Below are 13,028 nucleotides of genomic sequence, written 5' to 3'. Positions count from 1 at the left end.
TAGAAGTCTAAAGGTCGAGGAGCCGAAAAGTCCAAGCAACACTTCACCCTTGCTGCGCCGCCAGCCACGCCAGCACCTGTTCGGCGTGCTCGTTGGGCGGAAAAATGGGATAAAAGACTTGCTCAATGCGGCCTGCGCGGATCATCAGGGTCAGGCGCTGATAGTAGGTTTCTCCCTGAACCTCGAAGGTGGGCAGGTCAAGGGCCTGCCCCAGCCGCCTCTCCGGGTCGGACAGCAGCGGGTAGGGCAGACGCAGCCGGTCCGCCAACTCCGCTTGATAGAGGTGGCCCTGATGCGAGAAGCCCAGCACTGCCGCCGCGCCCGCCGCCCGCAGGTCCGCCAGTAGATCGCGAAACGAACACGCTTCGGGCGTGCAGCCCCGCGCCCCCGGAATCTCATTCCAGCCCTGTGGCAGGTCCTGCCCCGGCACCCCCGTGGTGGGATAGATGAACAGCACCGTATATCCTGGGCTCTGCGCCAGCGCCCTGATATTGACCTCGGAGCCGTCATGGGCGGTCAAAGTCAGCGCGGGTATGTCCAGCCCTTGCAGGTGCGCCGCCCGGCCATCATCCTGCGGGACGGGCAACCCTGGCGGCAGACCGTAAGTCGGGGCCAAAGCAGCAGGGGCTCCCGAAAAACCTCGCCGGGCCGCATGATAAAGCCGCGCCTGGAGCTCGTCTCGCTGGGCTTCCAACGCCAGCATAAGGGCGTCCAGCCGGGAAATTTCGGCTTGGTAAGCGGCCAGCGATTCCGGGCAATCGTCACCATGCCGGTGCCCCTGGCGCAGACACTCCACAAATGGCCGGGCCTGCTCGGTACTCAGCCCCAGACTTCTGAGCTGCGCGATTTGCCGGCACAGGGCCACGTCCTGCTCGGAATAGTCCCGGTAGCCATTGGGGAGGCGTGCCGGGACAACCAGCCCCTGCGCCTCGTAATAGCGCAGGGCTTTGAGACCAAGTCCGGCGCGGCGGGCCGCTTCACTCGCTTGCATGGCCGCAGCCTAAACCTGCCTCCCAGGGGCAGGGTCAAGCTCAGGCCCGCTTCGGGGGTCAGTTCACCAGCTTGGTCTTGTTCGCCACAAAGTCCATCAGCACGTATTGGCCAATGTTCTCAGGCGTAGTGAAATACGCCTTGCCGCGCGTCATCTCGGCCACCCGGCGCACAAAGGCCAGCAGGTCAGGGTCCTGCGCCAGCATGAAGGTGTTCACCTGAATCCCACTGCGGCGGCAGTTGGCGACTTCGCGCAGGGTCGCGCCCATCACGTAGGGGTCCAGGCCATACGGATTTTTGTAGATGCGTCCGTCGGGTAGGGTCAGCGCGGAAGGCTTGCCGTCGGTGATCATCACAATCTGCTTCATGTCCTTGTTCTCGCGCTTGAGCAGTTGCTGAGCCAGCCGCAGGCCGCCCGCCGTATTGGTGTGATACGGCCCGATCTGGGCCTGGGCCAGCTTGGCAATCGGCACTTCTTCGGCGGAGTCGTGGAACAGCACGAATTTGACCGTATCGCCTGCGTATTGGGTGCGAATCAAGTGCGCCAGCGCCAGCGCCACTTGCTTGGCAGGCGTGAAGCGGTCCTCGCCGTACAGAATCATGGAGTGCGAGCAGTCCAGCATCACCACCGTGGCGGCTGAGGAGTGATACTCGGCCTGCCGAATCACCAGGTCGGACTCTTCAAGGTTCTCAAAGCCCTTGCCCATCACGTTGCCGAGGGTGGCGGTGGTGTCCAGGTTCAAGGTGTCGCCAAACTCGTAGTTTTTCAGCTCGCCGCTCATCTCGGTGCCGCTGGCGTAGTCACGGGTGTCATGCGAACCAGCGCCCGAATGCCCGATGCCGCCCATCAGGTCACGCAGCGACTTGTAGCCCAGGAAATCAATGCTCTTGTCGGTCAACTGAAAGGTGGCTTCGCCGGGGTTGCCCGCCCCGCCCGCACCTTCACCGTCCTCCCCAAATTCCCTGCGGATAAAGCCCTCTTCCTGAAGGCGGTCCATCAGCCGCTCAATCTGCTGCCCGATTTGCGTCTGGCTGATGTCGTCGGCCTGCAAGGCCTCAAGCAGCTGATCTTCGGGAATCATATTGCGCTCGGCCAGCGCTTCGAGAATCGCGTCGAACAGGTCGTCCATGCTGGGCCGCGCATTCGGGTCGGGGTCGTAGGGGTCGTTGAACCCTTGCCCCAGCAGGGCTTCTTGAATCATCTGCATCAGTTCGCTGGCTTCTAGAGAGTCCAGTTCGCCCTCAAAGCGGCTGTAGCGGGTCATCTTGCCTGTCATCATGCTTGGTTCTCCCCTTCTTGGCCTTCTTGGCCGCTGGGTTTCTGGCTCTGGCCCGCAGTTTTGCCTGTGAGCAGCTGTACCCGGCCATCATGCCAGCTGCGGGCAGTGGGCTTTGTAATGGCCGCCTGCCGCCATTTCCCGACCCAACCTGACGCCAAATGCAGCTTTTGATGAAAGCCCGCCTCCAGGCTCCGTGGAATGACTGGGGCGGGGCAGGTCAGTATCTCGTAAGCACTCTGCGCCTACACTGCCCCCAGAAGTTCTTTACGCGAGTTCTTTACGCCATGTCTTCCTACGTTCTAGACACCTAGAGGTTCACCATGAAAGCATTCCTGTTTATTCCTGCCCTGCTGCTGGGCCTGGGCTTTGCTCCGGCACTGGCTCAAAAAACCGCCTCCGCTCCTGCCACTCAGCAAACCCAGCAAAGCCCCGTACAGCTGGTCCTGAACGATTTCCTGGTCACCAGCGTGCGCGGCGCAGACGGCAAGACCACCGAGCGCCTGAACCCCGACGCCAGCCGTGTGCGCCCCGGCGACGTGATTCACTACGACCTGGCCGCCCGCAACGTGTCCCGCGCTCCGCTGGGCAATGTCCGCCCCAGCCTGCCAGTCCCGGCGGGCACCGTGTTCGTGGCGTCTTCGGGCGGCACCGGCAATGTGGTGACCGAGTACTCCTTCGACGGTGGCAAGACCTTCGGCAAAGCGCCGCTGTTCCGCAGCGTCACCGTAACTGAGAACGGCAAAGCGGTAACCCGCCGCGTGCAGGTGCAGCCGTCCGAATACACCCATGTGCGCTGGAACTTAGGCACCCTGGCTCCCGGCCAGACCCACAAGATGGCCCTGCGCGTCCGCGTGCGCTAGCACCGCATCCGCGCAGTCAGCCAGAGAGGCCCCGGAAACTCACTGCTCCGGGGCCTTTTTGCGGCTTGGTCGGCTAGGGCTCGGGCGGCTGGGCCTAGCGGCGAACAAACAGGAACTTAGCGGCTGCGGAGGGTGCTCTGCACAGCGCTCATGAACTCGGCGCGGGTGCGCGGATCGGTGCGGAACAGGCCACGCATGGCCGAGGTGGTGGTGCTGGAATTCTGTTTTTGCACGCCGCGCATCGCCATGCACAGATGCACGCCTTCCATCAGGACGGCCACCCCTTTGGGCTCCAGCAGTTCCTCAACCGCTTCGGCCACCTGGGTGGTGATGCGCTCCTGTACCTGCAAGCGGCGCGAATAGAGGTCCACGATCCGGGCAAACTTGCTCAGGCCCAGAATCTTGCTGTCTGGGATGTACGCGACGTGTGCGCGGCCATAGAATGGCAGCATGTGGTGCTCGCACATCGAATAGAACTCGATGTCTTTGACGATCACCATCTCGCTTCCCTCCGCAGCAAACACGCCTTCGCCCACGACCTGCGCCAGCGTCTGCCCGTAGCCTGCGGTCATCGCAGCCCAGGCTTTGGCGACCCGGTGTGGGGTCCGCGTCAGGCCCTCGCGCTCCGGGTCTTCGCCGATGGCGGCCAGCCAACTGTGGGTCAGGTCGGCCAGTCCCGGCACCTCCAGATCACCGGTCTGGGTCTGGCGCAGGTCGCTGGCCTTTTCTGGTGGAGTACTCAAGCGGTCCTCCCTCAGCCCCAGCTTACGGTGCCGTAGGTCTGCTCGCGGGCCGGGCCACACGAGAAGATCACCACCGGGCAGCCGGTGACTTCTTCGATCAGGTCCAAGTAGGCCTGGGCTTCCTTGGGCAGGTCAGCGCGGGTCTCAGCGCCTTCGGTGCTGGCCCAACCTTTCATCTGCCGCATGATGGGCTGGCCTTCGCTGCCGTAGCCCACGCACACCGGCACGGTATCCAGCCCCGACAGAATGTCCATCTTGTTGATGACCAGACCGTCCAGCCCGTTGACCTCCACCGCGTATTTCAGCAGTTCCAGGTCCAGCCAGCCGACCCGGCGGGGGCGGCCCGTGGTGGTGCCGAACTCGTCCCAGGGGTTGGAGCCGTCACCGCGCAGCCGCAGAATCTCCTCGTCGCTGAAGACCTCGGTCACAAAGGGGCCGTGGCCCACGCGGGTATTGAACGCCTTGGCAACCCCGTACACGCGGTTGAGCGCCTTGTGGCTCACGCCTGCGCCCACCAGCACTCCGCCCACAGTGGGGTGCGAGCTGGTCACGAAGGGGTAAGTGCCGTAGTTCAGGTCCAGCAGCGTGGCCTGAGCGCCTTCAAACAGGACGTTCTCGCCCTGCCGAATGGCCGCACGCAGCAGCGAGCCGGTGTCGTGAATAAAGGGCAGCAGCGCCTCGCGGACAGGCTGCATCGCCTGAAAAGCGGTTTCTACGCTGTCCCAGCCCGCCTCACGGGTGGAGTTGGGCTTGGCTTCCAGCAGGCGTTCCAGGCGCTCACGCAGCACACTGTCGTCGGCCAGGTCGCCAAAGCGCAGGCCCACGCGGCGGGCACGGTCAGCGTACGCGGGGCCAATCCCCTTGCCGGTGGTGCCCACAAAATCCTTGCGGCCATCCACATACTTGTGGTGCGGCAGCACGAGATGGGCACGGTCCGAAATCCGCAGGTCCGGGTTCAGACCGCCCGCGATCAGGCTCTGACGCTCCTCCAGGAACTTGTCTGGGTCAATCACCATGCCGTCGCCCAGCACGCTAACCGTGCCCTCGTGCAGCACACCGCTGGGCAGCAAGTTGAGCTTGAAGGTCTGGCCTTTGGCGGTCACGGTGTGGCCCGCATTGGCTCCGCCCTGATAGCGGACCACGTAGCTGGCTTCGGGTGCTAGGAAATCGGTGATCTTTCCCTTGCCCTCGTCGCCCCACTGGGCTCCAATAATTGCAATTCCAGGCATTTCAGCCCTCCTCTTGTCTGGCAGTCGGGCAAAAAGGGGGCCCTGCTGGGCACCTTCCCTCCTGCGGTCACGCGCTCCTACATGGCACTGTGCAGCCAAAAAAAAGCACGGCGCGTGACACCGTGCCTCAGTATAGGTGAAACCTGCCCCAGCCAAGGTTCATGGCGGGGGCAGACGCGGCTCAGATGATCAGCGCCACCGGGGCTTCCAGGCTGGCGGCCACAGCAGCTAGGAACTCGGCGGCCCGGACGGTGTCCACATCACCGTTCAGACTGAGTGCAGCGCGGCCATCCACCACGCGGCCCAGCGACAGAGTCACCGTGTCCGGGTAGTGCAGCTCGTCCAGCTCAAAGGTGCCAGCATTGACCACCAGCAGGTCGGCCTGGCCGTCGTGATCGCGGTCCAGAGCGCTCAGTGCGTCGCGCAGGCCAGCGCCAGCTCCGCCCACCGAGCGGGCACGCTGCGAATGTACATCCTGAATCGCCACTGCACCGAGGCCCAGCATCTCTGCATGTTGCTGCGCGGCGCGGGCCACCAGCAGCGAGAGCGGCACGTCTTGGCCCAGCGCGGCGTTGAGCTGATCACGCAGGGCCGAGGCCGCCTGCACATCGGCGTCGCGGCGCAGGTAGACGCCGAACCAGACTGCCTGCTCGGGGCGCTCGGGCGCAGTGGGGGCCACTGCAGCAGCCACAGCTGGCATTTCCTGTTCTACAGCAGCGACGTTGGCAGCTTCTGGCTCCACCGCTTGCTGGACCAGTTCTTCTGGTTGTTCTGGAGCCAACTCTTCGTGCACCACTTCTTCTGGCACCACTTCTTCTGGCACCACTTCTTCTAGGGCCAGGTCGGCAGCGGACTCCCGCCCATCGGTGAAGGCTGGAGCGTCCGCCGTAACGGACTGAACCGTTTCGGTATAAACGGTTTCCTGAGCATCTGCGGCCTGAGCCACGGACGGCTCGGCCATATATCCGTCGGCCATGCCGTGATCAGCCAGCTCCGTTCCGGCAGGTTCGGCAGCCAGACCAGAAGTCTGCGCGGCAGGCGCCTGATACAGCTGCGACAGCAGGCCACCGAGACCGCCCGCCACAGGAGGCGTGGGCTCAACTGGCATAGGCTCAACTGGCGTGGACGCAGGGACCACTTCATCCATGACGGGTGCGGGCGCAGCGGGCTCGTCTTCCATGTCCAGCTCGAACTCGTCTTCTTCCAGTTGCTCGCCCTGGGCCAGTGGTGCCTGTCCGGTCCATTCCTGTCCAGCCATACTCTGTCCAGCGGGGGCCTGGTTCACCAGGGCAGCAATGTCCGACTCCACGCCAGCCTGGCTGAGCATCTCGGCGCTCATGCCCGCAGGCAGTTCGTCGCCGGTCCAGTCGGGCGGCGGCAGGTCCACCGGGGTGGCGGGCGGTTCTTCCTCGCCGCTCATCACGCGGGTGAGGTAGTTGATGATGTCCTGCTCGACGATCTGACCGCCAGCACCGCTGCCCTGAATCGCGCGCCAGTCAATGCCGTTGGATTCAGCGAGGGTTTTGGCCAGTGGGGAGATATTGTCCATGTCTTGGTCCCTTTCAGTAGATAAAGAAGCGGCCAGCGGGTGCCGTCCAGTCGGCCACAGCCGAATTCAGCGCCAGTGCCCAACGAGAGGCTTCCTGCGTGCAATTTGAAATCCAAGTCGCCCTGCGCTTTGCCTGCCCACCAGGCTGGAGAGAGCAGGCTTTAGACTTCTCATTGCGTTTAGAGTGGCGTTCATGGTCTAACAGGCTTCTTTCAGGAGAATACGCCTGTGCGCACAGAGTAGGGACGAACGGAGGCCAAAGGAGGCCACTGCCCGCTGCGGTACCCGGTCCAGCGTTACACTGCTGGGCACATGAGTCTGCCGCTTCCTCACGCCTCCATGACCAGCTTGCCGCCCGCGCACCGGCTCTCGGTGGCCCCCATGCTGGACTGGACGGACCGGCACTGCCGCGCCTTTCACCGCTGCCTCACCACGCGGGCGCTGCTGTACACCGAAATGGTCACCACGGGGGCCATTGTGCATGGTGACCGGGCGCGGCACCTGGACTTCAGCGCCGCCGAGCACCCGCTGGCCCTGCAACTTGGCGGCAGTGACGCGGCGGCCCTGGCCGAGTGCGCCGCGCTGGCCGAAGAGTGGGGCTACGATGAGGTCAACCTCAACTGCGGCTGCCCCAGTGACCGCGTGCAGAGTGGAGCTTTCGGAGCCTGCCTGATGGGCACGCCGCCCACCGTGGCCCGCGCTGTGGCGGCCATGCAGGCGGCGACCCGGCTGCCGGTCACGGTCAAGCACCGCATCGGGATTGACGACCAAGACAGCTATGAGGAGCTGCACGACTTCGTGGACACGGTGGCTGCCGCCGGATGCCGCACCTTTATCGTGCATGCCCGCAAAGCCTGGCTGAAGGGCCTCAGTCCCAAGGAAAACCGCGAGATTCCGCCGCTGCGCTACGAGGTGGTGCAGCGGCTCAAGGGGGACTTTCCGGAGCTGACTTTCTCGCTGAATGGCGGCGTGCAGACGCTGGAGCAGGCGCGGGAGCACCTCACCTGGGCCGACGGCGTGATGCTGGGACGCGCCGCCTACCAAACGCCTTATGTGCTGGCTCGCGTAGACCGTGACCTCTTTGGCGAAGACGTACAGCCCCCCACCCGCCGCGAAGTGCTGACCCGCTTCCGGCCTTACGTGGCTGCTGGGCTTGAGCAGGGGCAGAGCTTTCATCACCTCACCAAAGCCACGCTGGGTCTATTCGCGGGACAGCGGGGCGCACGCCACTACAAGCGGACCCTCAGCGAACTGGGCCACCGCAAGGACGCGGGCATAGAAGTGCTGGACCAGGCAGTGGCCGGTGTGCCAGATGAGGTACTCGACGCCCGTGACTGAACAGACCAGTGGGCCGGAGCCTGAGAAAGCTGCGCTCAGCCCAGGTAGCCCTAGCACAAGCAGATCCAGCACCACTGCCCCAGGGACGGGAGCGCTGCTGCTCGAATTTGTCCGGATTCAGGCACTGTGCTGTCTGTTCGCCCTGGCGGTGGTGGGCTTGCTGGCCCTGACCGGGGCACTGCCGCCCAGCTTTCCGCTTGCCCGCGCCGACGCCATGCTGCTGGGCGTGCTCCTGGTCCAAGCTGCCTTGCTGCTCACTCGCTTTGAAACGGTGCGCGAGGCGGCGGCCCTGGGACTGTTTCACCTGCTGGGCTTTGCGTTGGAAGCCTTCAAGGTGGCTCAGGGCAGCTGGAGCTACGATGCCGCCGGGCTGAGCGTGGTGGCCGGAGTGCCGCTGTACGCCGGATTTATGTACGCCAGCGTGGGCAGCTATATGGCGCAGGCCTGGCGGCGACTGGACTTGGCACTGCACCGGGCACCGCCGCTGTGGGCACAGGTGGCTCTGGCGGGGTCGGCGTATCTGAACTTCTTTACGCATCACTACGGTCCCGACCTACGCTGGGCCGTCAGCGGGCTACTGGTCTTGGCCTATGCCCGCACGCAGGTGGGCTTCACGCTCCTGAGACGGCGGCTGAAGATGCCGCTGCTGGCTTCTTTTGGGCTGATTGGGCTGGCCGTGTACATAGCCGAGAACCTGGGCACGCTGCTGGGAGCCTGGGTCTACCCCCACCAGCAAAGCGGCTGGGAAGTGGTGGACCCCAGCAAGTGGCTGGCCTGGACACTGATGGTCATCGTGGCTTTTTTGATCGTGTCCACGCTCAAGCGGGTAGAGGCGCGGCTGGACCGCAAGGAGCATTCCGCCTAAAGGTCACAGCAAGCGGCCCGTATCTGCAGGCTGCGGCGTGATCACACTCAGCCCACGCGCCTCCAGCGCTTCGCGCAGCATGGGGATGTTATGCAGGGCATGGCCCTGGGTGGTGTTCTGGAAATAGATATACAGTTCACTGAGGTCCCCTTCGACCAAAGCGATTTTCTCGGCCCACTCGTCCATCTCGGCGCGGCTGTAGCGGTAGTCATGGCGCTCGGCGGCGCTCTGGCCTTCCCACCAGCTGCCTTCATTGCGCCCATGCAGGCGCAGATAGCCCACCTCGCCCGTCACATGGACCTGCGGCTCAGGCATACCGCCCACTGGTGGATAATCCGGGCTGACCCAGATCAGGCCATATTCAGCCATGCCCTCCCGCACTTCGGGACGGTCCCAGCTGGCATGGCGCATTTCCACCGCCAGCTCATGCCCAGCAAAGCGCTCGGTCAGCTCGGCCAGGTACAGCCGGTTCTCACGGGTCCGGTGAAACGAGTACGGAAACTGCGCCAGATACGGCCCCATGATCCCAGCGTCCCGCAGTGGCTCCGGGCTTTGGAGCATCCGGTCATAGTCACTGTCCTGGGGGGCACGGTCATGCGTAAAGACCCGGTTCACTTTGACTGCCATGCGGAAGTCGCGCCTACCCACACGCCGCACCATTCCCTCAAAAGCTTTGATGCCCGGAATGGCATAAAAGGAGCTGTTCAGCTCTACCGCCGCGAAATGTTCGGCGTAGGTCTGAAGGTAAGCCTCCTTTTTGACCCCTTCATAAATCAGGCCCTCGGCGGCCCAGTCGTCATTGGAGTAGCCTCCGCAGCCCAGCCAGATGTTCATCGTTGCCCCGCTGTCATGCCGCCACTATGCCGCCGCGTGCGCCACAACAGGTGGGGCGCGGTTGTCCGGGCGTTTATGTGTATGTGTGCGCCTACCGTGCAGGCAGCTGCGGGCCAGCCCCGGCTAGCGGTTGACCTGATTTTGTCCGGTCCAGAAATCCAGCACGCTCGAAATGGTGCGGTGAAAGTGGTCGTAATCCAGCGGCTTCACCACGTAGGCGTTGGCCCCCAGGCTATAGGCCCGCTGCACATCCGCCCGCTCACGGCTGGTACTCAGAATCACGACGGGCAACGTGGACATCGCCGGATTCTGCCGAATAGCTTTCAGCACACTTAGGCCATCTATCTGGGGCATGTTCAGGTCCAGCAGCACCACGTCAGGCAGCTGCTCTGGGCGCTCCGCCTGATCCACCAAGAAGTCAAGTGCTTCCTGGCCCCCAGGCAAAATCCGCACGTCCGCCCGCTCGCCCGACTCGGACGCCAGCTCAGCAAAGACAATCTGCGCCAGCTCGCGGTCATTGGCATCGTCATCCACCAGCAAGATGGAACGCTTGGTCTGTTCTGCGGTCATGCTCTTTTCCCCGCCCCCCTGCGTCAGTTACGCTTCCAGCTCTGGCGAAATTCTTCTGCTGAAGCTTCTCTTAAGAACTGTATCATTCTAGCGAGATTAGAAATGGCGAGCTGTCCAGATGACAGGGACTGCTCGGCGTATGGGACTGTACGCAGTTTTGGCATCATGGGCACATGACCCTGTCTCCCCCACCGCTTCACGCCAGCAAACCCGAGTGGCGTCAGTGGGCCCGGCACCAGCGCGCCGCTCAGCCGGATGTATCGGCAGCCGTGGCCGAACATACCGCCGCATTGCTGCGTCAACTGGGTGCCAGGCGGGTCCTGGCCTACCATGCTCTGCCCGGCGAACCGGACCTGAGCACGCTACAACACAGCTTCCAGCTGCTGACCACTCGCGCCCGCGTGCGCCCGGAGCGCCGCCTCACGGTCCACGAGTGGGTCACCGCTACCGAAGTCAGTCCCCTAGGCGTACGGCAACCTCCCAGAGATACCCCCCAGATTCCAGTCAGCGAGATAGACGCTGCCGTGCTCCCCGCCCTGTCGTTTGACCGCCGTGGATTTCGCTTGGGCTATGGCGGCGGCTTCTATGACCGCTTTCTGGCTGGGTTGACCAGGCCAACCATCGGTGTGACCCACTCGGCACTGCTGCTGGACCAGCTGCCCCACGAGGCACACGATGTCCCTCTGCACTGGATCGTGACCGAGCAGGGCGCAGTGCGGGTGCGCTAAACACAGCCTGCCAGGTGTCAGAAAGCCTGTACCTGCCCTCACACACCCCTGAAATGTGGTAATCTTTTCCAGTTTGCCCTCACGGGTTCCTGACTGTATTGCTGTCACTCAGGAACAGAGAGGCACCTGAAAATCCCGCCCAGTGGCGTGTTTTTCACCCCTAGCGCAACCCCTGGCCTCAGCCTACTCAGGTCAAAGCCAATCAGGCCAAAGCTGGTCCAGGAGAGTTCCCGCGCAGCGCCGGTTCCACCGGTAATCCAAACGGGCGAAAGCCCAAGGAGAGAATTCATGAAGCGTACCTACCAACCCAACCGCCGCAAGCGCGCCAAGACCCACGGTTTCCGCGCCCGTATGAAGACCAAAGCTGGACGCAATATCCTGGCCCGTCGCCGCGCCAAGGGCCGCGCTCGCCTGACCGTCAGCGACGAGAAGTAAGCTCTAGGGAAACGGCGCTGTGTCTTCTGAGACCCGCCCCCCACGGCCTGACAGCGCCACCTCACCTCGACGTGCGGTGGCGCTGCGGTCATTAAAGGGCGAAAAGGAATTTCGCCGGGTTCGCCGGTTGGGTACAGGGCTGCGGCATCCGCTGTTCAGCCTGAAGGTCACTGACTACCGCCCACGTCACGGTCACCCCTGGCGGCCCGCGGCCCACATCGGCATCGTGGTGCCCAAGAAAGTGCTGCCCCACGCTGTGGACCGCAACCGGGTGCGCCGGCGGGTGCGTGAAGCCCTGCGGACCCTTCCCCAGAGCAGCCACGGCCAGCCCCTACCCGCTTGCCGCGGCATTCTTTTTCCCACCGAGGCCGCGCTGCACGCACCTTTTGGCGAGCTACAGCAGGCCCTGGCCGCAGCGATGGCGCAGGTGCCTGCCCGGGTCAAAGTCAGGAGGCAGGGTAAAAAGTCCGCCACAGGCCATGCGTCTGGCTCCCCAGCTGGAGGCTCCAAATGAGCGTGAAGCCGCCGGGCCTAGTGGCGGGCGGGCTGATTCGCGCCGTGCGCTGGTATCAGCGCGAATTGTCGCCGCGCAAGCCTGCGCCCACCTGCCGCTTTAGCCCCACCTGCTCCGCCTACGCAGTCACAGCGCTGCAAAAACATGGGGCCCTCAAGGGCGGCTGGCTGGCCTTTTGGCGCTTTTTCCGCTGCAATCCCCTGTTCCGTGGTGGCCACGACCCGGTCCCTGAGCAGTGGCCCCGGCCCTTCTAAGCTTCCGCTTGCACAGCTATCTCTAAACACTTTCGTTAGCTCCTCTTACGTGGCAGAGCCAGGGCGCGGCTTACTGTGCAGACATGACCAACGAAAGCATCAAGTCCAAGTTCAGCAGCGAAGAGTGGATGGAAGTCATGACCGGTGCTGGCAATGCGAGCACGGCCATTGTTGCCGCCAGCCCCAGCGGCGTGACCGGCTTGGTGGCCGAAATGGGAGCCATCATCAAGGGCGTGCGCGAAGAAGTGAGCAAGCAGCCCCGCACGCCTCTGCTGGAAGCTATTGCCGCCGACCTGGTGGCTGGGCCCCAAGGGCTCCAACAAGACGCTCAGGACCGTATCACCAGTACCGAAGAAGTAGTGCAGCATTCTCTAGAGAGTGTGCGCAAGGCCCTGTGGTTGGTGGACAGCAAGACCAGCCCCGACGACGCCCAGAGTTACCGCGTCATGCTGCGAACCGTCGCCCAGCGCGTCGCCGGAGCGGCCAAAGAAGGTGGCTTCCTGGGCATGGGCGGTGAGCAGATCAGCGCCAAGGAACGCGAAGTACTGGCCCAGCTAGACGAGCTGATGGGCGGACAGGGTGAAATTACCCGCGCTGCCACTGGCGAAGCGCAGGCCCCAGCGGCAGCTCCCAGCCCCGACGGCTCGGGCAACGCCAACTAAGAGCGCAGCCCCAGACATATCCCTGCCAGATACATACCTGAGAGCACATAGGGTAGATTGGGGCCTGAGTTCGCAGTGACTGGCGCTGCAACGTGGGATACCACGGGGAAGCTGCGAAAAAGGCAAGAGGCCGCGCGCCTGGGTCGGATGGTGTTCTTCTGCGGAAGAAGCCATCCG

15 protein-coding genes and 1 riboswitch are annotated in these 13,028 nt (G+C 63.8%); of the genes, 8 read left to right on the top strand and 7 right to left on the bottom strand.

The features are described 5' to 3' along the window. Positions 1-43: 43 nt before the first annotated feature. Together IE158_RS06570 and IE158_RS06565 are read right to left on the bottom strand one after the other, a co-directional pair. Entirely contained in the window at positions 44-991 is a 948-nt protein-coding gene (locus IE158_RS06570; RefSeq protein ID WP_189642862.1) for a MerR family transcriptional regulator, read from the bottom strand. A gap of 58 nt (positions 992-1,049) precedes the next feature. Further along, on the bottom strand, positions 1,050-2,270 hold the full coding sequence (locus IE158_RS06565) for a vWA domain-containing protein (RefSeq protein ID WP_229838955.1): 1,221 nt from the start codon (positions 2,268-2,270) through the stop codon (positions 1,050-1,052). A 320-nt stretch (positions 2,271-2,590) separates the two neighbouring features. On the opposite strand from IE158_RS06565, the gene IE158_RS06560 reads away from it, so the two are divergent. After that, the gene (locus IE158_RS06560) at positions 2,591-3,130 is read left to right on the top strand and encodes a DUF11 domain-containing protein (RefSeq protein WP_189642861.1); all 540 of its coding nucleotides are present in this window, start codon (positions 2,591-2,593) and stop codon (positions 3,128-3,130) included. Between the two features lie 116 nt (positions 3,131-3,246). On the opposite strand, the gene folE is transcribed toward IE158_RS06560, so the two are convergent. From folE to IE158_RS06545, 3 genes are all read right to left on the bottom strand, one after another. Further along, a complete protein-coding gene (gene folE, locus IE158_RS06555; protein WP_229838960.1) occupies positions 3,247-3,813 on the bottom strand; it encodes a GTP cyclohydrolase I FolE in 567 nt (188 codons plus the stop codon). Between the two features lie 71 nt (positions 3,814-3,884). Then, positions 3,885-5,102, bottom strand: a complete 1,218-nt coding sequence (locus tag IE158_RS06550; protein ID WP_189642859.1) for an adenylosuccinate synthase — start codon at positions 5,100-5,102, stop codon at positions 3,885-3,887. A 181-nt stretch (positions 5,103-5,283) separates the two neighbouring features. Then, a complete protein-coding gene (locus IE158_RS06545; RefSeq protein ID WP_189642858.1) occupies positions 5,284-6,651 on the bottom strand; it encodes an E3 binding domain-containing protein in 1,368 nt (455 codons plus the stop codon). A 312-nt stretch (positions 6,652-6,963) separates the two neighbouring features. On the opposite strand from IE158_RS06545, the gene dusA reads away from it, so the two are divergent. Then, on the top strand, positions 6,964-7,989 hold the full coding sequence (dusA, locus tag IE158_RS06540; RefSeq protein ID WP_229838954.1) for a tRNA dihydrouridine(20/20a) synthase DusA: 1,026 nt from the start codon (positions 6,964-6,966) through the stop codon (positions 7,987-7,989). After that, entirely contained in the window at positions 7,982-8,854 is an 873-nt protein-coding gene (locus tag IE158_RS06535; RefSeq protein ID WP_229838953.1) for a DUF817 domain-containing protein, read from the top strand. Before dusA ends, IE158_RS06535 begins: the two co-directional genes overlap by 8 nt. 3 nt (positions 8,855-8,857) lie before the next feature. Here IE158_RS06535 and IE158_RS06530 read toward each other — a convergent pair whose 3' ends face one another. Beyond that, the gene (locus IE158_RS06530; RefSeq protein WP_189642856.1) at positions 8,858-9,688 is read right to left on the bottom strand and encodes a DUF72 domain-containing protein; all 831 of its coding nucleotides are present in this window, start codon (positions 9,686-9,688) and stop codon (positions 8,858-8,860) included. 123 nt (positions 9,689-9,811) lie between these two features. After that, positions 9,812-10,258 (bottom strand): response regulator, encoded by a 447-nt coding sequence (locus tag IE158_RS06525; RefSeq protein WP_189642855.1) that lies wholly within the window; start codon positions 10,256-10,258, stop codon positions 9,812-9,814. A 173-nt stretch (positions 10,259-10,431) separates the two neighbouring features. Here IE158_RS06525 and IE158_RS06520 point away from each other — a divergent pair, with 173 nt between their 5' ends. The 5 genes from IE158_RS06520 to IE158_RS06500 all read left to right on the top strand — a co-directional run bounded on the left by IE158_RS06520 (position 10,432) and on the right by IE158_RS06500 (position 12,851). Further along, positions 10,432-10,986: a 5-formyltetrahydrofolate cyclo-ligase gene (locus tag IE158_RS06520; RefSeq protein WP_189642854.1), complete on the top strand. Its 555-nt coding sequence runs from the start codon at positions 10,432-10,434 to the stop codon at positions 10,984-10,986. A gap of 288 nt (positions 10,987-11,274) precedes the next feature. Further along, entirely contained in the window at positions 11,275-11,421 is a 147-nt protein-coding gene (rpmH, locus tag IE158_RS06515) for a 50S ribosomal protein L34 (protein ID WP_189642853.1), read from the top strand. Positions 11,422-11,440: 19 nt separating this feature from the next. Further along, on the top strand, positions 11,441-11,935 hold the full coding sequence (gene rnpA / locus IE158_RS06510; RefSeq protein ID WP_189642852.1) for a ribonuclease P protein component: 495 nt from the start codon (positions 11,441-11,443) through the stop codon (positions 11,933-11,935). Continuing rightward, positions 11,932-12,189, top strand: coding sequence for a membrane protein insertion efficiency factor YidD (yidD, locus tag IE158_RS06505; protein ID WP_189642851.1), 258 nt, complete (start codon positions 11,932-11,934; stop codon positions 12,187-12,189). Before rnpA ends, yidD begins: the two co-directional genes overlap by 4 nt. A gap of 83 nt (positions 12,190-12,272) precedes the next feature. Beyond that, a complete protein-coding gene (locus IE158_RS06500) occupies positions 12,273-12,851 on the top strand; it encodes a hypothetical protein (protein ID WP_189642850.1) in 579 nt (192 codons plus the stop codon). A 65-nt stretch (positions 12,852-12,916) separates the two neighbouring features. Then, positions 12,917-13,002, top strand: a riboswitch (ZMP/ZTP riboswitch). The last annotated feature ends 26 nt before the right edge of the window (positions 13,003-13,028 follow it).

This window comes from Deinococcus piscis (assembly GCF_014653275.1).
GTDB lineage: Bacteria > Deinococcota > Deinococci > Deinococcales > Deinococcaceae > Deinococcus > Deinococcus piscis.
The sequence above is the reverse complement of the archived record's forward strand: the minus strand, read 5'-3'. Positions and strand labels throughout refer to the sequence as shown.